The organism is Vibrio sp. Vb0598 (assembly GCF_033338935.1).
Classification (GTDB): Bacteria; Pseudomonadota; Gammaproteobacteria; order Enterobacterales; family Vibrionaceae; genus Vibrio; species Vibrio alginolyticus.
The window spans coordinates 62,927-86,371 of record NZ_JAWOTP010000012.1; the positions used below are offsets into that span (position 1 = coordinate 62,927).

Annotated in this window: 22 protein-coding genes; 17 read left to right on the forward strand and 5 right to left on the reverse strand. The window is 43.5% G+C overall.

Annotation, left to right across the window (positions count from 1 at the left end):
* Positions 1-114: 114 nt before the first annotated feature.
* Both nrdD and nrdG read left to right on the forward strand, forming a co-directional pair.
* A complete protein-coding gene (nrdD, locus tag R7Q38_RS13600) occupies positions 115-2,235 on the forward strand; it encodes an anaerobic ribonucleoside-triphosphate reductase (RefSeq protein ID WP_005388026.1) in 2,121 nt (706 codons plus the stop codon).
* A gap of 84 nt (positions 2,236-2,319) precedes the next feature.
* Entirely contained in the window at positions 2,320-2,790 is a 471-nt protein-coding gene (gene nrdG / locus R7Q38_RS13605; protein WP_005376213.1) for an anaerobic ribonucleoside-triphosphate reductase-activating protein, read from the forward strand.
* Positions 2,791-2,874: 84 nt separating this feature from the next.
* On the opposite strand, the gene R7Q38_RS13610 is transcribed toward nrdG, so the two are convergent.
* A complete protein-coding gene (locus tag R7Q38_RS13610; RefSeq protein ID WP_206225686.1) occupies positions 2,875-4,260 on the reverse strand; it encodes an MATE family efflux transporter in 1,386 nt (461 codons plus the stop codon).
* A gap of 120 nt (positions 4,261-4,380) precedes the next feature.
* Between R7Q38_RS13610 and R7Q38_RS13615 the strand changes: the two genes are divergently transcribed.
* The 3 genes from R7Q38_RS13615 (at position 4,381) to R7Q38_RS13625 (ending at position 7,276) form a co-directional block, all read left to right on the forward strand.
* Positions 4,381-5,238, forward strand: coding sequence for an AraC family transcriptional regulator (locus R7Q38_RS13615; RefSeq protein ID WP_025767758.1), 858 nt, complete (start codon positions 4,381-4,383; stop codon positions 5,236-5,238).
* Between the two features lie 155 nt (positions 5,239-5,393).
* On the forward strand, positions 5,394-6,581 hold the full coding sequence (locus R7Q38_RS13620) for an amino acid aminotransferase (protein ID WP_318114254.1): 1,188 nt from the start codon (positions 5,394-5,396) through the stop codon (positions 6,579-6,581).
* Positions 6,582-6,592: 11 nt separating this feature from the next.
* The gene (locus tag R7Q38_RS13625; protein WP_005388032.1) at positions 6,593-7,276 is read left to right on the forward strand and encodes an ATP-dependent zinc protease; all 684 of its coding nucleotides are present in this window, start codon (positions 6,593-6,595) and stop codon (positions 7,274-7,276) included.
* A gap of 129 nt (positions 7,277-7,405) precedes the next feature.
* Here R7Q38_RS13625 and R7Q38_RS13630 read toward each other — a convergent pair whose 3' ends face one another.
* Positions 7,406-7,942, reverse strand: coding sequence for a hypothetical protein (locus R7Q38_RS13630; RefSeq protein WP_017634623.1), 537 nt, complete (start codon positions 7,940-7,942; stop codon positions 7,406-7,408).
* Between the two features lie 154 nt (positions 7,943-8,096).
* Positions 8,097-8,471, reverse strand: coding sequence for a YgiW/YdeI family stress tolerance OB fold protein (locus R7Q38_RS13635; protein WP_005376220.1), 375 nt, complete (start codon positions 8,469-8,471; stop codon positions 8,097-8,099).
* Positions 8,472-8,626: 155 nt separating this feature from the next.
* Here R7Q38_RS13635 and R7Q38_RS13640 point away from each other — a divergent pair, with 155 nt between their 5' ends.
* The 4 genes from R7Q38_RS13640 (at position 8,627) to modC (ending at position 12,723) form a co-directional block, all read left to right on the forward strand.
* Positions 8,627-10,078 carry a cobyric acid synthase gene (locus R7Q38_RS13640; RefSeq protein WP_025767761.1) on the forward strand — a complete coding sequence of 484 codons (1,452 nt, stop codon included), beginning with the start codon at positions 8,627-8,629 and terminating at the stop codon, positions 10,076-10,078.
* A gap of 69 nt (positions 10,079-10,147) precedes the next feature.
* On the forward strand, positions 10,148-10,903 hold the full coding sequence (gene modA, locus R7Q38_RS13645; RefSeq protein WP_137282621.1) for a molybdate ABC transporter substrate-binding protein: 756 nt from the start codon (positions 10,148-10,150) through the stop codon (positions 10,901-10,903).
* Positions 10,904-10,930: 27 nt separating this feature from the next.
* Positions 10,931-11,620, forward strand: a complete 690-nt coding sequence (gene modB / locus R7Q38_RS13650; protein ID WP_064376841.1) for a molybdate ABC transporter permease subunit — start codon at positions 10,931-10,933, stop codon at positions 11,618-11,620.
* Positions 11,617-12,723: a molybdenum ABC transporter ATP-binding protein ModC gene (gene modC, locus R7Q38_RS13655; RefSeq protein WP_005388041.1), complete on the forward strand. Its 1,107-nt coding sequence runs from the start codon at positions 11,617-11,619 to the stop codon at positions 12,721-12,723. The genes modB and modC overlap by 4 nt, the downstream gene beginning before the upstream one ends.
* A gap of 76 nt (positions 12,724-12,799) precedes the next feature.
* Here the strand turns inward: modC and R7Q38_RS13660 are convergent, their stop codons facing one another.
* On the reverse strand, positions 12,800-13,237 hold the full coding sequence (locus R7Q38_RS13660; RefSeq protein ID WP_005376232.1) for a DUF3069 domain-containing protein: 438 nt from the start codon (positions 13,235-13,237) through the stop codon (positions 12,800-12,802).
* A 273-nt stretch (positions 13,238-13,510) separates the two neighbouring features.
* Here R7Q38_RS13660 and R7Q38_RS13665 point away from each other — a divergent pair, with 273 nt between their 5' ends.
* A complete protein-coding gene (locus tag R7Q38_RS13665; protein ID WP_017634619.1) occupies positions 13,511-14,470 on the forward strand; it encodes a diguanylate cyclase in 960 nt (319 codons plus the stop codon).
* Positions 14,471-14,721: 251 nt separating this feature from the next.
* On the opposite strand, the gene R7Q38_RS13670 is transcribed toward R7Q38_RS13665, so the two are convergent.
* Complete coding sequence (locus R7Q38_RS13670) at positions 14,722-15,960, reverse strand: sensor domain-containing diguanylate cyclase (RefSeq protein WP_239939093.1); 1,239 nt, start codon at positions 15,958-15,960, stop codon at positions 14,722-14,724.
* A gap of 253 nt (positions 15,961-16,213) precedes the next feature.
* Here R7Q38_RS13670 and R7Q38_RS13675 point away from each other — a divergent pair, with 253 nt between their 5' ends.
* The 7 genes from R7Q38_RS13675 (at position 16,214) to R7Q38_RS13705 (ending at position 23,416) form a co-directional block, all read left to right on the forward strand.
* On the forward strand, positions 16,214-16,582 hold the full coding sequence (locus R7Q38_RS13675) for a late competence development ComFB family protein (RefSeq protein ID WP_005376241.1): 369 nt from the start codon (positions 16,214-16,216) through the stop codon (positions 16,580-16,582).
* A 41-nt stretch (positions 16,583-16,623) separates the two neighbouring features.
* A complete protein-coding gene (locus tag R7Q38_RS13680) occupies positions 16,624-16,905 on the forward strand; it encodes an HlyU family transcriptional regulator (protein ID WP_017634616.1) in 282 nt (93 codons plus the stop codon).
* 434 nt (positions 16,906-17,339) lie between these two features.
* Positions 17,340-18,896, forward strand: a complete 1,557-nt coding sequence (locus R7Q38_RS13685; RefSeq protein WP_025767765.1) for a Re/Si-specific NAD(P)(+) transhydrogenase subunit alpha — start codon at positions 17,340-17,342, stop codon at positions 18,894-18,896.
* Between the two features lie 8 nt (positions 18,897-18,904).
* On the forward strand, positions 18,905-20,281 hold the full coding sequence (gene pntB, locus R7Q38_RS13690; RefSeq protein WP_213968381.1) for a Re/Si-specific NAD(P)(+) transhydrogenase subunit beta: 1,377 nt from the start codon (positions 18,905-18,907) through the stop codon (positions 20,279-20,281).
* Positions 20,282-20,436: 155 nt separating this feature from the next.
* The gene (gene vxrA, locus R7Q38_RS13695) at positions 20,437-21,891 is read left to right on the forward strand and encodes a sensor histidine kinase VxrA (protein WP_025767766.1); all 1,455 of its coding nucleotides are present in this window, start codon (positions 20,437-20,439) and stop codon (positions 21,889-21,891) included.
* Entirely contained in the window at positions 21,866-22,528 is a 663-nt protein-coding gene (gene vxrB / locus R7Q38_RS13700; RefSeq protein ID WP_005376251.1) for a response regulator transcription factor VxrB, read from the forward strand. Before vxrA ends, vxrB begins: the two co-directional genes overlap by 26 nt.
* A 6-nt stretch (positions 22,529-22,534) precedes the next feature.
* A complete protein-coding gene (locus R7Q38_RS13705; RefSeq protein WP_005388048.1) occupies positions 22,535-23,416 on the forward strand; it encodes a DUF2861 family protein in 882 nt (293 codons plus the stop codon).
* Positions 23,417-23,445: the final 29 nt, after the last annotated feature.

Sequence of the window (23,445 nt, forward strand, 5' to 3'; positions counted from 1 at the left end):
AGTGGTGCTTCTCGTTAAATACGCCACAATATATTGTGTTGCCAGAATAAAAAACAACCCCATATAGTGTGTTTGTGGATAACTCTGTGAGTATGCTCGGGTAAGGAGAACAAAGTGAAACCAATCGTAATCAAACGCGACGGATCAAGAGCTCCGTTCAACAGGGATCGTATCCAAGCAGCAGTTGAAGCAGCAGCGGAAAACAAAGATAAGGATGTCGCTATTTATGCTCTTAATGTGGCTCTTGCTGTCGAGTTACAGTTAAGAGAACACGATGAAGTTCACATCCATGAGATTCAAGACTTAGTCGAAAATGAACTCATGCAAGGTCCTTACAAAGCCCTAGCGCGTTCTTACATTGAATATCGCCACGATCGCGACATCGCTCGTGAGAAGCAAAGTGCACTAACTCGCGAAATCGAAGGTTTGATTGAAGAAAGTAATCTGGATCTAATCAACGAGAACGCGAACAAAGACGGCAAAGTAATTCCGACTCAACGTGACTTGTTGGCTGGTATCGTAGCGAAACACTATGCGAAGACGCACATTCTTCCTCGCGATGTGGTTCAAGCGCACGAAGTGGGTGACATTCACTACCACGATTTAGACTACGCACCGTTCTTCCCAATGTTTAACTGTATGCTTATCGATCTTAAAGGCATGCTGACGCATGGTTTTAAAATGGGTAACGCTGAGATTGATACGCCAAAATCAATTTCGACTGCAACAGCGGTAACAGCGCAAATCATTGCTCAAGTCGCGAGCCACATTTACGGCGGTACAACCATCAACCGTATTGATGAGGTTCTAGAACCGTACGTAATCACAAGCTACGAGAAACACCTAGAGATCGCAAAAGAGTGGAACATTGCTGAGCCAGAAGAGTTCGCAAAAGCACGCACTGAGAAAGAGTGTTACGACGCGTTCCAATCTCTAGAGTACGAGGTAAACACGCTACACACGGCGAACGGTCAAACACCATTCGTTACGTTTGGTTTTGGTCTTGGTACAAGCTGGGCATCACGCCTTATCCAGAAATCGATTCTGAAGAATCGTATTGCAGGTCTAGGCAAGAACCGTAAAACAGCGGTATTCCCTAAACTTGTATTCGGCATCAAAGATGGTTTGAACCACAAATCAGAAGATCCAAACTACGACATCAAGCAACTTGCGCTTGAGTGTGCGTCTAAGCGTATGTACCCAGACATTCTTAACTACGACAAAGTAGTGGAAGTAACCGGTTCATTCAAAACGCCAATGGGTTGCCGTAGCTTCCTTGGTACTTACGAAGAAAACGGTGAGCTGATTCACGAAGGTCGTAACAACCTTGGCGTCGTGAGCTTGAACCTTCCTCGTATCGCTATCCGTGCAAACGGAAGCGAAGAGAAATTCTACGAGCTTCTAAATGACCGCCTACGTCTTGCTCGTAAAGCACTAGAGACACGTATCTCTCGCCTTGAAAACGTGAAAGCACGTGTGGCCCCAATCCTATACATGGAAGGCGCATGTGGTGTTCGCTTGAAAGCAGACGACTCAATCGCAGATATCTTCAAGAACGGTCGTGCGTCTATTTCTCTTGGTTACATCGGTGTACACGAGACAATTAACGCGCTATTCGGTACAGAAGCGCACGTTTATGATGACGCTGTTTTGCGTGAAAAAGCGGTCGCGATCATCAAGCATCTAAAAGATGCTGTGAATCAATGGGCTGACGAAACAGGTTATGGCTTCAGCTTATATGCAACGCCAAGTGAAAACCTATGTAGCCGTTTCTGCCGCATCGATGCGAAAGAGTTCGGCGTAATTGAAGGCGTAACAGACAAAGGTTACTACACCAACAGCTTCCACCTAGATGTTGAGAAGAAGGTGAACCCATACGACAAGATCGACTTTGAGATGCCTTACCCAGAAATCTCAAGCGGCGGCTTTATCTGTTACGGCGAGTTCCCGAACATGCAACGTAACGTTGAAGCACTAGAAAACGTATGGGACTACAGTTACACCCGAGTGCCTTACTACGGTACAAACACGCCAATTGATGAGTGCTACGAGTGTGGCTACAACGGCGAGTTTGACTGTACAAGTAAAGGCTTCACTTGCCCAAGCTGTGGTAACCATGACTCAACTAAAGTATCAGTAACACGTCGAGTTTGTGGCTACCTAGGCAGCCCAGATGCACGCCCGTTTAACTTCGGTAAGCAAGAAGAAGTGAAGCGCCGAGTTAAACACCTGTAAGGTTTACTACCACTCGTTTTAACACTTTGAAAATCAACTTTAAACAGGTTGATTTTCTCTTTCGCGATAACACAGAGACGCATTATGAATTACCACCAATACTATCCAATTGACGTTGTTAACGGACCGGGTACGCGCTGCACGCTGTTTGTGTCGGGTTGTGTGCATCAGTGCCGTGGCTGTTATAACCAGTCGACGCAACGTTTGGATTCTGGTGTACTTTTCACGCAAGAAGCGGAAGACAAAATCATCGCTGACTTAAACGACACGCGTATCAAACGCCGTGGCTTATCGTTGTCGGGTGGAGATCCGCTTCACCCTGCTAATGTGCCTCATATTTTGAAGATAGTGAAAAGGGTGAGAGAGGAGTGCCCAGGTAAAGACATTTGGGTTTGGACTGGCTACACGCTGACGGAACTGAATGACGCGCAAAGGGAAGTGGTGCAATACATCGATGTTTTGATTGATGGTAAGTTTGAACAAGACAAGAAAGACCTCAATCTCGAATGGCGTGGCAGTTCAAACCAAATCATTCATCGATTTACGGACATCTAATCAAGCATTCTCCGCACATAAAAAGGGCTCACGCGTGCATAACGGGTGAGCCCTTTTGGTGTGAGTTCGTTAATGTCTTTTTGGTTACGCTGTCACCGATTGGTCATCTTCAACCATATTATTTATCCAACGTTTAGATTGAATACGGTAAGTCGTCAGTACGCCTTTCACTAACTCTTCTGCGAGCAGAGACATCAAGACAAAATGCAAAGGCAGCCCTAACACCATGCCTGTGTAATAAGTAAGAGGGATGCCAATAGCCCACTGACCGAACGTGTCGATGAAAATGCTATAGCGAATATCAGCGCCACTCTTTAGTACGCCGCCAATCCCAACCATGTTAAACACCCTCAAAATCATACCTAGCGCCATGACTAAACATACGTTAAGTGCCATGTCTGCATCGGTTAACGGGCTCAGTACCAATAGGTGATGAATCATGGGCGAGCTCAACCACACTAGGAAAAACAGCAAGGTGGCTAAGATTGCGCTGGTTAACACATACCACCACGCCGTTTTCTCGACTCGGTCATAATGTTTTGCACCAATATCATTCCCAAGAAGAACGGATGCAGCGACCGCAAATCCCATAAAGGTTGAAATCAGTACCCCTTCAATCGGTGATAAGAATGAGATGATCGCCAGTTCTGAAACGCCCAATTGACCATAGATGATGCTGTAAACGATCAATCCACCAGTCCAAAGCGCATCGTGGACCAACATGGGTAAAGAAACCTTAAAGTACTTTTTTCGATACTGTTTTAAGCGGCCTTGTACCCAATCGAACTTAGTCGGAATTAGGTAAGCATATCGTTTGTAGAAAAAATAAATCAAGACGGCCGTTTGGAAAAATCGAGAAACAAAACTACCTACGGCTGCACCAAATACGCCCCATTGAGGGAAACCAAGTAAACCAAAAATCAATACATAATTAAGCGCGACGTTAACGACAATGGCGGAGATACTAACGTTGGTTGCCAGTTTGGTTTGGCCCACGGAGCGCAATACCGCTTCAATCGGTACTACTATCGCCGTAGCAATGAGGCTAAAGCCCGTAACCACAAGATAATCACGTGCATAAGTGACGTATTCAGGATCGTCTGACATAAAAGAGACGATCTCTTCATCAAAAATCGCATAAAGAACGATAAACGGCAGCGTCACCAAAATGGAAATAAACCAAGATTGCGCCAACGTTCTGCGAATTCCGGCTAGGTTTCCTGAGCCGTAGTATTGAGAAGCAAGTACGGTAACTGCACCGCACAGGCCAAAGACAACCGCTAGGTTGAAGAAAAAGATACGATTTCCAACTCCAACTGCTGCCGTTGCAGATTCTCCGAGTAGGCTTACCATGAAAATATCCACGACGCCGAGCAAAGCAAAAAGCATGGACTGAAGTGAAACAGGTAGGCCAATCGTAATCAGCTTTTGCCAAAATGCTTTATCGATGTATTCGCGTGTTAAGAGCATCGCATTTCTCCTTAAAGATGAATGCGAGTAGTTTATCCTCATGATTTGGCGGTGTATTTTTCAAAGGAATCCAAAACCTTTGTAAAACTCTCTACTAACGCACATGTGAGCCAATAAATCATGGAAGATAAACAAGAACGCTACGCGATTTCAGAAAAAACTTATCAAGAGTTTATTGATCACAGTCGAGTATTAGCACTTGAGGAGAGAGGCATTGTGCAGTGCGGCATTGCCACTTGTCGTGACTTCTTCTCTGTTTATCGTAAAAACCAAAAGAAACACATGCTGCTCTATACGGTGCGTGGTAAAGGGTGGCTAGAGAGTGGGACTTATCGATACGATTTGGAACCGGGCTCGTTGATTACAGTACCCGCAGGTGTTGAAAACGGTTTTGGTATAGAAGAAGAACCTTGGCAGATCGCGTGGCTTTTTCTTGCTCCTGATAGAGAGTGGCCGATATTAGAATGCGATGTTCGCTACCAGCTTTCATCTACACCTGAAGTGATGTATGCATGTATCCAAACGTTACTACGCAGCATTAACCTTCCAATCGATTATGGTGGTGCGGTAGGTGAGCATAGTGTGGCTCAGTTAGAGCTGATGTTAAACATGCCGCCCTCAGAGTCGATATCACGCAGCCAATTGAGGCTTCGGCGTGTATTTGACCTTGTCCAACGTCAGCTCCATAAGGATTGGAGCGTTGAGCAGGTGGCGGCTCTATATCCATGTTCGGAGCCTCATTTGCATCGACTGACTCAAAAGCAGTTTGGTCGAAGCCCAATGGCACATTTAACGCGTATGCGCATGGAATATGCTGCTAGGTTACTTCGTTCAACAGAATGGCCAATTCAGCATATTGGAGAAATAGTCGGATATCCGACCAGCGCTAACTTTAGTACACGTTTTAAAGCGTGGTCGACCATGACACCAAGAGAGTTTAGAAAAAACGGTAGAGTGGATTGGTACAACGAGGAGTGAATCGTTCTTTTTCTGAACGATAGAGCGCACAAAACTCACCGCAATCCAGAATTTTGTTCTCTAATTGATGAAATAAGTGAAAAATCATTTCGTCATTTTTTGCGATGGTGTTAACGTGAGGTTCGGTACTTGAATTTCAAAGGGTTATGACTTTCATGTTTTCTAATCTCCCAACTCCCGTATTAGATCCTATTTTATCTCTATCCGTTGCATACCGTAACGATGAACGTCCAAACAAGGTTGACCTTGGCATTGGCGTATACAAAAACAGCGCAGGCGAAACGCCGATTATGAAAGCCATTCAAATGGCGCAGGATGTCGTTGTTGAAACTCAAAAAACCAAGTCTTATGTTGGTCTTGCAGGTTGCGAAGAATTTAATAAAAGCATGATCAATTTGCTACTGACGGGAACGTCTGCAATGGCTCGTGTTGCAGCTATTCAAACGCCAGGTGCAAGTGGTGCGCTGCGTATGCTCGGTGATCTAATGAAGATCGCACAGCCAGATACGACGGTTTGGATTTCCAACCCAAGCTACGTAAACCACAAGCCAGTGATGGAAGCAGCAGGCCTTAAAGTTAAGTTCTACCACTATTTCTCTTCGGAAACGAAACAAGTAGACACCGAAAAAATGATGGATGATCTTGCGAAAGCTGGGCCTTCAGATGTGGTACTTCTTCATGGTTGTTGCCACAACCCAACTGGTGCGGATATTGACTTCTCTGCTTGGCAAGCCATTACAGAATTGTCGCAGAAGAACGGTTTCATCCCATTTGTGGACATTGCTTACCAAGGCTTCGGTGATGGCCTAGAAGAAGACGCAAAAGGCCTTCGTTTTATGGCAGATAACGTTGAAGAGATGTTGATTACTACTTCATGTTCGAAGAACTTTGGTCTGTACCGTGAACGAACTGGTGCAGCGATTGTGGTTGGTAAGAACATGCATGATGTAACCAATGCAAAAGGTAAACTCCTCACTCTAGCTCGCTCGACTTACACGATGCCACCCGACCATGGTGCAGCTTTAGTTAAGACCATTCTGCAAGATGACAATCTCACTTCCGTTTGGAAGCAAGAATTGAGTGAAATGCAACATCGTTTGGTTAGCCTTCGTCAAAGTTTGTGTAACGAGTTGAGAAACAACCATAATACAGATCAATTTGATTTCATTGAGGGTCACAAAGGCATGTTTACTGTGCTAGGCTTTAGTGGAAACCAAATGGCGCAACTGCGTGAAGATTATGGCATTTATGGTGTTGGCGATGGTCGAATTAACATTGCCGGACTTACCGAAACTCATATTCCATACGTAGCGGACGCAATTAAGAAAGTATCTCAAGCTTAATTGGAGTGTGGATGAAAAACTGGAAACTGATTCTGCCGCTTATGATGAGCGGCAGTTTAATTGCTTGTACGTCAACTCAAACGACGCAGGAACCTGTTGAGCCAGAGTCGCCAAAGGTCGAAGAGCCCGTTAAAGTCGAGCCAGAAGTGAAACCTGATGTAGATCCAAAGCCAGAGGTGGAGCCCAAACCAGAAGCGAAACCTGAGAAAAAGCCGGAACCAAAGCCTAAGAAGCCAGTCAAGGTCACAAAAACACCCGATGGCATGTTAATTCTTGGTTCTGAAGAATGGGTTTATGTTCCTGAAATTGACCAGACTTTCAAGGCTAGAGTCGATACAGGTGCGACAACATCATCAATTAGTGCGACTGACATTGTTCCGTTTGAGCGTGATGGTAAAGACTGGGTTAAATTTAAGATAGATTTAGGTGACAAAGACACCAAAGAATTTAAAGTACCCGTTGAGCGCTGGGCTAAAGTTAAGCAGTCTTCGTCAGAAGAGGTGGATAAACGAGCGGTGGTAAAAGCCTACATTACCGTTGGGGATCACAAAGAAAAGACAGAGTTTACGTTAGCGGATCGCGGACATATGACGTTTCCAATTTTGCTTGGTCGAAGCTTTTTTAGAGATATCGCCGTTGTAGATGTATCGAAAAAATATGTGCAAGATAAACCTAAAAAAACCGCTAAAAACTGATGTATTACAGCTAGTTTCTGCTACAAGCTAATGATTCGTGATTAACAAAAAATGGCCTCCAAAATTGGAGGCCATTTTTATTGAATCATATGCTTGCTTGTGATGCCCTGGTAGTCATAGTCATGTCCACTAAAATGCAAAACGAGCAGACATTACAATTTGCTGGCCATAGACACCATTATTTTTGAAATCTGCACCAAGCGATAGTTGCTGAGTTGAGTGGAATCGTGCGCCCAGATTGTAAATGGTGTTCGAATCGTCATTATCTATGATTTGGCCGATACGGCCATGTAGCTCAACATTTTGCATAAACCAAATACGAGTGCCAATATTCACTTCCGTGCGCCACTCGTCGCCCACTTTATCACTGCCGTTCTCTTTAATGTTGTGTACCAACATTTGGCCATAAATATCTGCAAATTGGCCTGCTGGCCCATTAAAGCCTATACCACCAGCAATGTCCCAGTCTCCGCTGAATTCACTGTCTGCGCGAGCAATGAAATGGGTATTCTCTGTAAAGTAGGTATTGAACTCGCCACCAAATGTACCAGGGCTAGTGCCCATGCGAAATTCCATCGTGTTGTAGTTGAAATTATTTGCGTGTGCGGAAAGTGGCAAAATAGCACACAAACCAAAGGCTGCAACCTTTAGAGCTTTACCTAGCATGGTGTCTCCGGGCAAGATGATTAAAATGAACAAAAAAATGGTCTGCAAAAAGCAGACCAAGATTGATAAAGCTATCATTTTAAGTGCTTGCCGTCACTATTTAGCTGTAATCGTCACTACATCATGTTGATATGCACAGCAATCGGGGTTTGTTTTACATGACCACGAGTTGTTCGACTTCAATCTCTGGTTTGTTCCCGCCTTCAAATTCGCCAAACAGACGGACTTTAGTCGTGTGATCAATCGGAGTATTTAGCTGAATATCGTCATCGAGTTCGACCATCACTTCACCGGAACCATCGCTAAAGACAAACTTATCCGCGCGAACTTGACGCAATAAGTTACCTTCAACGACCACATCTTTTTCAGTAAACATATTGGAGTCGTTTAGCAAGGCATCCAATTTTTCCACAGTGACAGGACCGTTAAACTGCAAGTTTGATTGGTTTTGAGCGTTATCTTTCGCGAACGCGATAGAAGGAGCAATAGCTAAGGCGGCGATTGTTGCGATAATTGTATTCTTTTTCATGTTACATCCTCATCGGTTTGTTTTGATGGGGTCATTAAAACAGGGCTTGTTTGAACCAATGATGATTTCAACATTCATATTCTATTCATTTGCTTGAGTAAGTGGGGACGATGACGTTATGATTGTTCATCTTCCTCTATTCCTTAGAAACATTCATGAAATCAGCGATCCCATCTTTAATGGTTCAAGGCACCACTTCGGATGCCGGAAAAAGTGTCCTTGTGGCAGGTTTATGCCGTGTATTAGCACGAAAAGGGATAAATGTTGCCCCATTTAAGCCACAAAACATGGCACTAAATAGTGCGGTAACCAAAGATGGCGGTGAAATAGGTCGAGCACAGGCCGTTCAGGCACAGGCGTGTAATATTGAGCCAACTGTACATATGAATCCGGTTTTAATTAAACCTAACAGTGATACAGGTGCTCAGATCATTTTGCAGGGTAAGGCGATTTCCAATATGGATGCGGCTGGCTTTCATGATTACAAGAAAGTGGCGATGGACACGGTGTTAGATTCCTTCTCTCGTCTGACTCAAGAATTTGATTCGATCATTATCGAGGGCGCGGGGAGTCCTGCTGAAATCAATTTACGAGAAGGCGATATTGCAAACATGGGTTTTGCTGAGGCCGCTGATGTACCAGTGATCATTGTTGCTGATATTGATCGTGGTGGAGTGTTTGCACATTTGTACGGAACACTTGCGTTACTTTCTGAATCTGAACAAGCGCGAGTAAAAGGATTTGTTATCAACCGTTTTCGAGGTGATATTCGCTTATTGCAATCGGGCCTCGATTGGCTAGAAGAAAAAACAGGTAAACCTGTACTTGGTGTACTTCCTTTTCTTCATGGTTTGAATTTAGAAGCAGAAGACGCGATCACTGCGCAGCAAGAGTTGCACTCTGAGGTAAAACTGAATGTTGTTGTGCCTGTTTTAACCCGGATTAGTAATCATACTGATTTTGATGTGCTGCGATTGAATCCAGATATCAATCTACGTTATGTAGGTAAAGGCGAAAAAATAGATAAAGCCGACCTTGTTATTTTGCCTGGGACCAAATCAGTGAGAGACGACTTAGAGTATCTAAGAAGCCAAGGGTGGGATAAAGATATCTTGCGTCATATTCGTCTTGGTGGAAAAGTGATTGGTATCTGTGGTGGCTACCAGATGCTTGGAAACTTGATTGATGATCCAAACGGCGTCGAAGGCCAACCAGGTCAAAGCGAAGGACTTGGCTTGCTTGATATCACTACGACGCTAACTAACAGCAAACAGCTTACAAACACACAAGCACAGCTTTCTCTTAACGGCAAAACAGCCAATGTAAAGGGTTATGAAATCCACGTAGGGCGAAGTGAAGTACGGGGCCTGCAACCTCTTACATTCAGTTCCGGTGAAGCGGAAGGGGCGATCAGCGAGTGTGGCCAAATCATGGGAACCTACCTTCACGGGTTCTTTGATGAGGCAGATGTCTTAAGCCTGGTATCAGAATGGGTAAACGGCACCCAAATCAAACAACAAGACTTTAAAGAGTTAAAGGAGCAAGGCATTAATCGCATCGCAGATGCTATAGAACAACATATGCGCCTTGATTTTTTGTTTAAATAGCACATTAACTGATTGAACTTTATATTCAAATAACCTGTTCTTTCGCTTGCCTTGTATTGGAGTATCTCTATGAAAGCATGGAAACAGCATGCTTGCCTTGCGGCAGTATTAAGCATTTCATTTTCAGCAAACGCAGCAACGAACCTAAAAGTGTATGCAGCCTCTTCTATGACGAATGCGATTAACGAAATCGCGCAAAACTTTGAAGAAAAGTATGACGTTTCTATCACTCCCGTTTATGGTGGTTCTTCTTCTATCGCTCGACAAATTATCAATGGCGCACCAGCGGATGTATTCATTTCTGCGAACACGAAATGGATGGATTATTTGGTCGATAAAGACGTCATTTATCGTGACAATGTCACAAATCTAGTGCGCAATAGCTTAGTGTTGATTGCTCCTCAGTCTTCAGAATTAACCTCATTTAACTTTTCTGATGCAAAGGCATGGGAGAAGGCATTGCATGGAAATCGTCTTGCTTTAGGCAATCCGACGTCAGTACCTGCTGGTATGTACGCGAAAGAGTCATTGACTACACTGGGTGTATGGAAAGCGGTTCAAACTCACGTCGCACCAGCAAAGAATGTGCGCTTAGCTTTGGCGTTGGTTGAACGTGGAGAAGCGCCTTTAGGTGTGGTCTACAAAACCGATGCTCAGTTAACTGATAAAGTCAAAATTCTCGGCGAATTTGCGAGTGATACGCATGCGGCTATTGTTTACCCGGCTGCAATTGTGAATGATTCTACTGAGTCGGAGCAGTTCTTCCAGTACCTAAAATCGGACGAAGCCGCACGCGTTTTTGCTCAATATGGCTTTCAGCAATAGACCGGCCTTCAATTATAGGAACGAAGCGTGACAGAACTGGAATACCAAGCCTTAATGTTAAGCCTCAAAGTAGGCGCGTACGCAGTACTTTGGCTGATTCCTCTCGGCGTTTTTCTTGCTTGGCTACTTTCTCGAAAAACGTTCTTTGGTAAATCGATTCTCGATAGCTTAATTCATTTACCACTGGTATTGCCGCCAGTGGTAATCGGCTATTTATTGTTGATTTCTTTAGGACGACAAGGGTTCCTTGGAAAGTGGCTCTATGAAAACTTAGGGGTAGTATTTAGCTTTAATTGGAAAGGGGCAGTAGTCGCTTGTATTGTCGTGGCTTTGCCTTTGATGGTTCGTTCAGTACGCTTAAGCTTAGATAGCGTCGACCCTAAATTGGAGCACGCAGCCTCTACGTTAGGCGCTTCTCCTTTAAAAGTGTTTCTCACCGTCACGTTACCACTGACCATTCCCGGAATTATTACGGGAACGATGCTGTCATTTGCTCGTAGTCTTGGCGAATTCGGGGCGACGATCAGTTTCGTCTCTAACATTCCGGGTGAGACCCAAACGATTCCGCTGGCAATGTACAACTTTATTGAAACGCCAGGTGCAGAAATGCAGGCGGCTCGTCTGTGTATCATTTCTATCGCGTTAGCCTTGTCTACATTAATGATCTCTGAATGGCTAAATCGTAAAGCGGCAAGCAGATTGGGTGCGAAGCAATGACGATTAAAGTCCAATTTAAACAAATGCTTGGTGAGACTGACTTCGACATCAAACTTAAGTTACCCTGTAACGGAATTAGTGCCTTGTTTGGACGATCTGGTGCAGGTAAAACGACGTTGATTAACATCATCAGCGGATTGGTCACTCCAAGGCAAGGGTATGTTGCGGTTGGTGAGCATGTTTTGTTTGACAGTGAACAGGGAATCAACCTACCAACGCACAAGCGTGGTATTGGTTATGTGTTTCAGGATTCACGTTTGTTTCCTCACTATTCGGTTCAAGGCAATTTGTTATATGGCGTTAAAGAAAAAGATGACGAGTATTTTGATGCAGTCACCGAACTCTTGTCTATCAAACCGTTACTAAAGCGCTTTCCGGTATCACTTTCTGGTGGTGAAAAGCAACGTGTTGCGATTGCGCGCGCATTGCTATCTAAACCCAATTTGCTTTTGATGGATGAGCCACTTGCCTCACTCGATATGCCAAGAAAGCGTGAGGTAATGCCTTTTCTCGAGGAGTTGTCGGAGAAGGTAAATATCCCTATTATCTATGTCACACACAGTCTTCAGGAAATTTTAAGGCTTGCTCAGCACCTTGCAATTATTGACCAAGGTAAAATTTCGAGTTCAGGTAAGCTTGAGGAAGTGTGGGCTTCTCATGCTATGCGTCCATGGCAATCTTTCTCAGATCAAAGCAGCTTATTTGAAGGCCGGATTGCTGAACATCATGAACGTTATGCACTGACTTGTATCAGCCTTGCACCTAATGTATTCCTGTGGGTGCAAAAGATCGACGGAACACCAGACACGCCAATACGCTTGCAAGTGCGTGCCAACGACGTTTCTATCACGCTCGAGCAACCCAAGGCGACGTCGATTCGAAATATTTTGCCTGCTATTGTCGATTCCATCGAGGCGTTTAACGCAGCCGATGACAAGCAGAGTATTAATGTATCACTCAAGCTAGACGAGAAATGTTATTTGTGGGCAACGATCACACCTTGGGCCCTTGATGATCTCAACCTAAAAGTTGGTAGCCGTGTTTTTGCACAAATTAAAGGTGTCAGTGTGACACAAAAAGATATGGCACTAGCGCCTCATTAACCGTTTAGACTGATTTACGCTTCATGATCAAAAAAGGCCGCAAAGTGCGGCCTTTGTTACTAGAAGAATGTCGGAATTACTTCGCGAATACTTCTTTGAATTCACGCTTAAGAAGTGGGTCACGACGTGCTTTCTTAAGTTGCTTAACCATGTCTTTCACACAGTTGTGAAGCACATTATCAAGTAGTTGAGCACGGTATTCTTCTTTATCTTCATCTGTCATGTTTTCTGGCAGATTAAGAGTAGGAAACTCTTCCATCACATTAATACCAGCGAATGCTTGGCCTACAGAAACTAGAGCATGAAACTGTTCAAAGTTGTCTAGAATGTTCTGTGCGCTTGCTGGCATTTCGTCCCATGATTCACGTACCGCTTCTTCAGACACTTCATGGATAGAGGTAACCATTTCGAACATTTGCTCTGGAACTTCGTCAAATTCGATAACTTTACGTAGCTCTGGAGAAATGCTGGCTAGATCGATTTTTTTGCTTTCGCTGTTAGTTGCTTCTGACATGGTGTGTCTCTCATTACAAAAAGGCGGGAATATTAATACCAAATGCATCAAATAGCTATACCCATTAATCCACAAGATGACCAAAGTGAATGAGTTTGTTGAACTTCTGCTCACAGGCCATGATTAGATAGGGTAACGTCCAGTCTAACTGCTTTATGCAATGGATTCCGTGATATTCAAACAAAAATATAGCACTTAATTATGAGTCGAATGCAACAACTCTATGAGTATGGTATATGTTTAATAAAGACATAATTAAAAATGGAACGCGTTATGCAACCGACAGGGACATCGATGCGAATCCTTCTGGTTGACGATGTTCAGCTAGACAGGATGCAGTTGGCTATTCGTCTAAAGCAACTTGGACATATTGTAAAAGCCGTAGGTAGTGGACTAGAGGCGTTAAATACCTACGAGAGTTTTGATCCGGAACTGGTGTTGCTCGATATATCAATGCCAGATATGAACGGTTTTGAAGTCTCTCTTCATATAAGAGAAACGTTTCCGGATTGGATCCCAATTATTTTCTTGAGTAGTCACGAAGAGCCAGAAATGATTGCTAAAGCCATAGATGCGGGCGGTGATGACTATTTAATTAAGCCGGTAGATAAACTGGTACTAAACTCTAAACTTATCGCAATGCAGCGTATTGCTCATATGAGACGAGAGCTTAAGCAAGCGACAGCTCAATTAGAGCAAGTTAATCAACTTTTGACTCAGCAAGCGAATGAAGATGGCCTAACCAAACTCTATAACCGCCGTTATATCGACCACAAGTTGGAATCGATGGTTGCATGGCATGGCCGTCACAACATGCCAATGGCTTTGATTCTATTGGACGTCGATTTTTTTAAACCGTTTAATGATAATTACGGTCATATTGAAGGCGACCGTTGCTTGCAAGCGATTGCGAATCAACTCAAGGCTACTTTTTGTCGCTCTGGGGAATATGTAGGTCGATATGGTGGAGAAGAGTTTGTTGTGTTGCTAGGGTGTACCGACACTCAAACAGCAGAAAGAGAAGCCGAGCGTATACAAGAGGCTATGTATTTTCTCGATTACCCACATGAGTATTCTAGTGTGTCAAATAGAGTGACAGTGTCACAGGGTGTTTTTGTTTTTCAACCGACAGGGAAAGAAGTGCAATCAGACTTGTATGCAACCGTTGATAAAGCGCTATATACCTCGAAGTCTTTGGGAAGAAACACACATACTGTAGTTAATTCTTTTTAAAAACAAAACCTTATGAATGTCGCTCTTTTTGTTGCGTTGTCACTTTTTGGTGGTTATTTTAAAGCTAACTCAAAGTAAGATAGGCAAACAGTGCGAACGGAATGTCGCAATCGGGCGTATACCTTATACCTATGATTAGATAGATAACATCGGGATAGTGGCAACGATGAGTGCAGTTGTTATGCTGATGGGGAAGTTCGGTTTTGTTTTAAACCCGGACAAGCTTGTTAACTTTCACGATTGGTGAGGGTCTAACGAAGCTTTATGCAGTTACGTCCGGCCTTTTTCGCTTTGTAAAGTGCTGCGTCCGCTAATTTAATGACGTCCAGAGGAGCTTGCCCATTCCGGCTATCTGCAACTCCGAAACTTGCGGTAACAAAAACCGACTTTCTTTTCGAACTGCTGCTACCACGACGTTTTTGTCCTTGTTTATGGTTCTCAGGGCGAGATTCTTCATCGCGTAATATCATCTCATATTCTGCAATCGATTTGCGAGCTTCTTCCAAAAAGTTCTTACATTCGTCAGCGTATTTGCCTTTAAAAACGATGGTAAATTCTTCTCCGCCAAATCGATAAACTTTTGCGCCGCCTGGGGTTTTAGTGAGGCGCGAAGCGACCATTTTTAGAACGTCATCACCAGTATCGTGACCGTAGGTGTCGTTAAACTTTTTAAAATGGTCAACATCAAGCATTGCGATCGTGAACTTCTTACCCATGTGTTTTAGATCGAGATCAAGTGCACGTCTGCTCGGAATCAGCGTTAGGCTATCGGTGAAAGCTAGTTGATGGCTAGCGGAAGCGGCATAAATAATGATAAGCAGCCCTGTTAGCGTAAACATGGTGCTTGATATGTACTGCACATCAAAGAAAATGAACGTCGCAGACGCCAATACCATGGCAGAGTAGGTCATCGCATGGATAATTTCATTCTTCTTTAAAACAAGGATTCCAAGAAAACAGACAATACCCACGCAATATAAAACAAGAATGAAAGGCAGTTTAGAGACCGTCGGTACAATAAATAGAATACCGCTTGTCCATTGTTCAAACCCTCCTTCAACGTAATATGCTAGCGTTAGATAAGACCAAAGAACGAACATTGCTAACATCAAGATGTAAGTCAACATAGCTCTGGAGTCAAAACCTTCTTTACTAAACAAAAATACCGTAAGAAACGAGACAGGAAGTAACGTGGCTAAAATGGTTAGCTCAAGTAAAGCGGTACCACTTTGAAGCGGGACTTGTAGGCGGTGCTGTATCACGAAGTAGGCTAGCAACATTGCCAAGCACACCATGGACTCTCTGCCTTGTTTAAATGAATAGCAAAGGAGTAGCGCACAACCTAATAGTATGTACGGCAAGTTTGCGGCAATGCCCCAGTTTGCCTGAGTCATCTGAATAATGCTGTCCATGCCCGAACTCACTATGCCCAGTAGCAAAAAAGGGAATAAGAATCTGAAGCTTGATGAAGTCATTGACGATGAGGACATCTATTACAAACTGCCTGAAAATAGTTGACTATATAATTGGTTAGGTAAATCGTTTTATCAATATGGATATTTATCCGTTATTGAATTTCGAACTTTGAGAACTAGCAAGAATACGTCTATTTGTTCCTTTTCCCAAGTATTTTGGAAGACATTACGGCAAAAAGAGAGAGATTGATTAAATTAAGAGCAATCAATAAGTTGTTATAAACAAGTCGTTGCTATACTCATTTCATAGGAAAAAGGAGATTTACAGATGCAGATAAGCTCAGATGTGCACAATTACATGGAAACATTAGTAGGCCAGGTTCTCAGTTTGCCCGAATTTTTAGAACAGTATGACAACGAACAGTTAGCCGATATTGCTTGCCTTGCGCTTATCCAGCTCAAGCCTGTCTATATCCGTCATGATATTGATTTTTTGTCTTCACTTCCTGAACAAAAATTAAGCCAGTTTAAGCAAAGCGCGGATATAGCGGTGAAAAACGCCGCAGAAATGGTGAAAGAAGACAGGCGTAAAAACCGAGAGTATGATGTGCCTGTAATTTTTTCCCATACTAGTTATGATGATGACAAAGAGTTGGATTGGTATGAAAAACCGATCCTTAACGTTAATATTAAGTAAGAGTCGCTCAGTTGACTAGTGAGCTGACCCAAGGAGGAATCGTGGGATTTTTTTCGCGTTTGTTTGGTGGTAGTGAGAAAACCGCTGAAGCTAAAACTATCGAGCCAGTTGAGTATAAAGGTTTCTTTATTTACCCAGAGAGCCTTTCAGAGGGCGGACAATATCGCATCGCTGGTCGAATAGAAAAGCATGACAATGATGAAGTGAAAACACATCGGTTTATTCGCTCCGATTTGCTTGGCTCAGAGCAAGATGCCAATGACCTTATGTTGAAGAAATCTCAAATGTTTATTGATCAAATGGGCGATAAAATCTTCGACTAGCAATTTACTGCAATTTGATTCCAGTCATCTTAAAAAGAGCCATTAGTGTATATGCTAGTGGCTCTTTCTTTTTAACGCTTAAATCTCTGTTAAGTCGGTATTTAATCGTTACCTGGTTAGACCTCAGTCTAGTACGGTGTTGCGTTGTTATTTTTCGAGCACAGAGCGACAATCATTCATTACTTAGCGTTATATGTAATGAAATTTAGTATTTAAATTACAAAACACTTGAAGTAATGAGACGCGTTCGATACAAACAGAATAATAACAGGGCTGTTAGTCAAGGTGTTATTGTGCAAATGGGTGTCCCCAAACATCATCTTTCGTTTGCAATTGTCTTGCGTGGTAAACAGATAGAAATAAAAAAGAATTAGAGTAGAGCGACGCTCTGTTTTGGGACTAATTTATTGATATGTATACAAGGAGTATGCGTTTTGCAAATCGGTGTACCTAAAGAGATACTCGCGGGTGAATCGCGAGTGGCTGCATCGCCGAAGTCGGTTGAGCAGTTAATAAAATTGGGATTCGATGTCGCGATTGAATCCCAAGCGGGGGGGCTAGCGAGTTTCGATGATGCCGCTTATGAAGCAGCTGGTGCGAAAATCGTTTCTAGTGAAGAAGTTTGGGCATCTGGCCTTATTTTAAAAGTTAATGCGCCAATTGTGGATGATGAGCAAGGCATTGACGAAATTGCGTTACTGCAAGATGGAGCAACACTGGTTAGCTTTATTTGGCCGGCTCAAAATGCTGAGTTGATGGAACAACTTTCCAGTAAGAACATTAACGTTCTTGCCATGGATTCCGTTCCTCGTATCTCACGTGCACAAGCCTTAGACGCGCTATCTTCGATGGCTAATATCGCTGGTTATCGTGCAGTGGTTGAGGCAGCTCATGAGTTTGGTCGTTTCTTTACAGGTCAAATTACGGCTGCCGGTAAAGTACCTCCAGCGAAAGTATTGGTTGCGGGTGCTGGCGTCGCTGGCTTGGCGGCTATCGGTGCTGCAGGTAGCTTAGGTGCTATTGTCCGTGCGTTTGACGTCCGCCCAGAAGTAAAAGAGCAAGTTGAATCGATGGGTGCTGAGTTCCTGACCGTTGACTTTCAAGAAGAGTCAGGCTCTGGGGATGGCTACGCAAAAGAAATGTCTGATGACTTCAACAAAAAAGCGGCAGAGTTATACGCAGAGCAAGCTAAAGATGTTGATATCATTATTACGACCGCGCTCATCCCTGGTAAACCTGCGCCGAAGTTGATCACCAAAGAAATGGTCGACAGCATGAAAGCGGGCAGTGTAATTGTCGACTTGGCAGCTGCTAATGGCGGTAACTGTGAATATACAGTGAAAGACCAAGTTATCATGACGGATAACGGCGTAAAAATTGTTGGTTACACTGACATGGTTGGTCGTTTGCCAACACAATCTTCTCAGCTTTACGCGACAAACCTTGTCAATCTTCTAAAACTGCTGTGTAAAGAGAAAGATGGCAACATCAATATTGATTTTGAAGATGTTGTTATCCGTGGCGTTACCGTGGTGAAAGAAGGTGAAGTTACTTGGCCAGCGCCACCAATTCAGGTTTCAGCTCAGCCGCAAGTGAAACAAGAACAGCCTGTGAAGCCAGAGCCTAAAGTAGAAGAACCTACGTCTCCAACGAAGAAAATTATTGGTGTGGCAGCGGCTGTTGGAGCCTTTGCATGGGTAGCATCGGTTGCTCCAGCAGCGTTTCTTTCTCACTTTACTGTATTTGTTCTAGCGTGTGTTGTCGGATACTACGTAGTATGGAATGTTACCCATGCACTTCATACTCCACTAATGTCAGTAACGAATGCTATCTCTGGCATTATTGTCGTTGGTGCATTACTGCAAATTGGACAAGGTAATGGCGTCGTTTCATTCCTATCTTTTATTGCCGTATTGATCGCGAGTATCAATATCTTCGGTGGTTTCACCGTCACCAAGCGTATGCTTGAAATGTTCCGCAAAGATAAATAGGAGTCACAATGTCTGCAGGATTAGTACAAGCAGCTTACATTGTTGCTGCATTATTTTTCATCATGAGTTTGGCGGGGCTTTCAAAGCAAGAGTCTGCTCGTAATGGTAACTACTACGGTATCGCTGGTATGACGATCGCGCTGATAGCGACGATCTTTAGCCCAGATGCGCAAGGTTTTGGTTGGATCATTATCGCGATGGCGATAGGTGGTGCGATCGGTATTTTCTATGCGAAGAAAGTAGAAATGACCGAGATGCCAGAACTGGTTGCGATTCTACACAGCTTTGTAGGTTTAGCTGCGGTTTTAGTTGGCTACAACAGCTACCTAGATGCGCCAGAAGCAGCAACACATGCTGAGCATGTTATCCACCTTGTAGAAGTATTCTTGGGTGTGTTCATCGGTGCCGTAACTTTCACCGGTTCAATTGTCGCATTTGGTAAGCTGCGTGGTGTGATTTCTTCGTCGCCACTTAACCTGCCTCATAAGCACAAAATGAACCTCGCAGCGGTTGTTATTTCTACGCTTCTTATGATCTACTTCGTAAAAGCAGATGGCAGCATGTTCGCTCTTATTGTGATGACTTTGATCGCGTTCGCATTCGGCTACCATTTAGTCGCTTCAATCGGTGGTGCTGATATGCCAGTTGTTGTCTCTATGTTGAACTCATACTCAGGTTGGGCAGCAGCGGCAGCAGGTTTCATGCTAGCAAATGATCTATTGATTGTAACAGGTGCTTTGGTAGGTTCATCAGGTGCGATTCTTTCTTACATCATGTGTAAAGCAATGAACCGTTCGTTTATCAGTGTTATTGCCGGTGGTTTTGGTCAAGAGATAGTGATTTCAGGTGACGAAGAGCAGGGCGAATATCGTGAAACAACGGCTGAAGAAGTTGCAGAGATGTTGAAGAACTCAAAATCAGTAATCATCACTCCAGGATATGGCATGGCAGTAGCTCAGGCACAATACCCTGTTCATGAAATTACTGATGTACTTCGTTCACAAGGTATTGAAGTTCGCTTTGGGATTCACCCAGTAGCGGGTCGTCTACCTGGGCATATGAATGTGTTACTCGCTGAAGCAAAAGTACCGTATGATATCGTTCTTGAAATGGATGAAATCAATGATGACTTTGCAGAAACCGATGCCGTATTGGTTATCGGTGCTAACGATACGGTCAACCCAGCCGCACTGGAAGATCCGAACAGCCCAATCGCTGGTATGCCCGTATTGGAGGTATGGAACGCGAAAAACGTAGTGGTATTCAAGCGCTCAATGAATACTGGTTACGCAGGAGTACAGAACCCACTGTTCTTCAAAGAAAATACATCAATGCTATTTGGTGATGCGAAAGAAAGTGTTGAGTCTATTTTTAAAGCACTTTAACCATTCTTGATTTAAAACTATACAGGGTCAGCAATCGCTGGCCCTTTTTTGTTCCGTTTCAATGTTATAGTAATGCAAATCCTTCTGTTAGCAGATGTCAATTGCTTGTAGATTGATGTATAGTTTTGGCTAATGTAACAAGTGACGGTAACAGTTTGATTAAAAAGTTTTTGCTCGGTTTTGCAACTGTATTGCCGCTTTTTTCGGCACCTGCATTTTCCGATTCACTACCAGAAAGAATAGATACGTTTACAGAGCTATTTAACTATGAAGTAGCTCTTAAGTCGTACGATATTCGTATTCTGCAATCAAATTATCCTACCAAGTTACTTGCGCCAGATTCGCTTCTGCCGCAAACGTCTGACTATCCGTTAAAAGATATCCAACAGCTTTACAGCTTGGCGAATACTTGTCGTGGCAAATTACCATTAAGTCCTTTAATTACTGAGCCTTTAGTATTTACAAGGGCGATTTGTAAAGGGACGCAGCTGACACCTCGTTGGTTCTCGCGTAGTGGTCTCATTCACCCTGGTGGTGGGACGTATGCGGCACGTTATGTGGATAAGTATCCAGAACTCAAACCCAAACTATCTCAGTACATGCATATAAAAGAGCGTGATAACGAGGAAGGGGATGAGTTGCTAGAAAGCTTGAAAAACATGGATGACGACGCCATTAATGCTTTGATTGCAGGCGCGAGCATGTTTATTGAAGGTAACGAACTTTGGTTAAGACGTGGTGACCGTTACTTTGTTTTCGAGAAAGATATCTGGCAAGAGAACGTAGCGAATGCGGGTCTGTCATACGCTCTAGCGTCTCAAAGCAAAAGTTGCTTTGTTAAACGAGGCAATATTTGTTGGGATGTAGAAGATCACTCGCAAGTTTTGCGGATCAGTATGATCATACTGGTAATCGCCAATATTCTTTTGGTGATTGGTTGGGCGGTGTACCGTTGGAATAGCAAGCGAGAAGAACTACGTAGTAGAATGCTCGTGTTGCAAATTTTAACGCATGAGCTCAGAACACCGATTGCATCTCTGTCACTAACGGTCGAGGGCTTTCGTCGAGAGTTCGAGCATTTGCCTGAAAGTGTGTATGACGAATTCCGCAGATTGTGTGAAGATACGCGCCGCCTGCGTCAATTGGCAGAAGCGAGTAAAGATTATTTGCAATCTGATAACCAAATGCTTGCAACAGACTGGGTACCATCCGTTGCAGATTGGTTAGAATTTAAGATCGAAGAAGAATTTGATAGTGCCGTGCTTTTTAACATCAATGAAGATGTGGCTGCTAAAGTTAATGTGTACTGGTTAGGAACTTGTATCGATAACTTGCTTCGTAATGCGCTTAAGTACGGTGTCGCACCGGTTGAATTGGATGTCTCAACTAGTGAAGAAAAAATAGTATTCCAAGTCCGAGATGCAGGAGGCCTAACGGCTAAAGATTGGGCAAATTTGAAGAAACCGTTCGTAAGTAAGAGCGGGTTAGGACTTGGATTAACAATCGTTGAATCTATGGTAGGCCGCATGGGCGGAAAAATGTCCTTAATGGGACCACCTACAACTTTTATATTGGAGATACCTTGTGAAACAGACACTGCTTCTCGTTGAGGACGATAAAAACTTGGCTGACGGCCTGTTAGTAAGCCTGGAACAAGCAGGATATGAGTGTTTACATGTGGAGCGTATTGCAGACGTAGAGCCACAATGGAAAAAAGCTGACTTGGTAATTCTCGATCGCCAACTCCCAGATGGTGACTCTGTACAATGTCTCCCAGAATGGAAACAGATTAAAGACGTACCAGTTATCTTGTTAACGGCACTTGTTACCGTAAAAGATAAAGTTGCAGGCCTTGATTCCGGCGCGAACGACTACTTAACAAAGCCTTTTGCTGAAGCGGAGCTTTTTGCGAGAATCCGTGCACAGCTACGAGCACCGGATTCAGCAGAACAAAGCAACGCTGATAAAGTGATTACAAAAGACTTAGAGATTGACCGCTCGACTCGTGAAGTGACTTATAAAGACGAGCTAATTACGCTTACTCGAACAGAGTTTGATTTGCTGCTATTTTTGGCGTCAAACTTAGGTCGCGTGTTTACTCGTGATGAGCTACTTGACCACGTTTGGGGTTACAATCACTTCCCGACAACACGTACGGTTGATACACATGTATTACAGCTTCGTCAAAAACTGCCAGGACTGGAAATTGAAACACTTCGTGGTGTTGGCTACAAGATGAAAGCATAAGTCGTAATGAAAATACTACTCCCTGTAGTTGTCTCATTAGCGTTAGTGAAACCAGTCCATGCGATGGACTGGTTTCAAACTAACACGCCTTTAACACAGGCACATCAACACTTACTTGAAGATGATCTTGCGGGTATGTTCAACTCTCTTGTTGAACTCTGGCAAACGGAACCAAGTAAAGATTTGACTCCTCACCTTAATGATCTTCTTGGTCAGTCACTATCTAAAAACTGTGGCAAGGCTCTCACTGGTGTAACGCTGCCTGATTGGATAAGTGGTGTGAACGTTATTCGTCAGACTATTCAAAGCCCTGGGCGAGATACATTTAGATTGGTGATCAAGCTAAGAGCTACAACTGACATCGAAAATATTTCATTTAATCGATGGGTGGATGATTCTATATCCGCGGACAGTTCATTCAGCTATGAACAACAGCCGAACGGGACAGAACTTGCCAACGAGCGTAGTTACTCGAAACGCTATAACTTAACAGGCAAGCTTGAAGCTGGTTTATATCACTTAACCGTTGTTTCTACTGATAAACAAGAGTATCGAACTTGGGTAATACTTGGAGATTCAAACTCTTCTCAATATGTTCGTTGGACATCTAAAGAGAATTGGAAAGTAGAAAAGAGCGCACTTCGTAATCCCCATTGTCCATTACCGCAACTTGAAGTTGGTTTGTATGACTACATTGATGGCCAGTACGAGCAAATGTGGAAAAAGACTTATGAGTCTAACTATCCAAATTCATTGGAGCTAGCGGGTGTCCCAAACGATAGATACGTATTGGCGGTAAGTATCAATAGTCGCCGTTGGCAGGGCGATATAATTGTTGAGCAGGCTCAAACTATTAGCCGAACCTATGATCTTTCCCAGGAAGAATAGTTAAAGAAATACTACTTGTGCCGATAAAG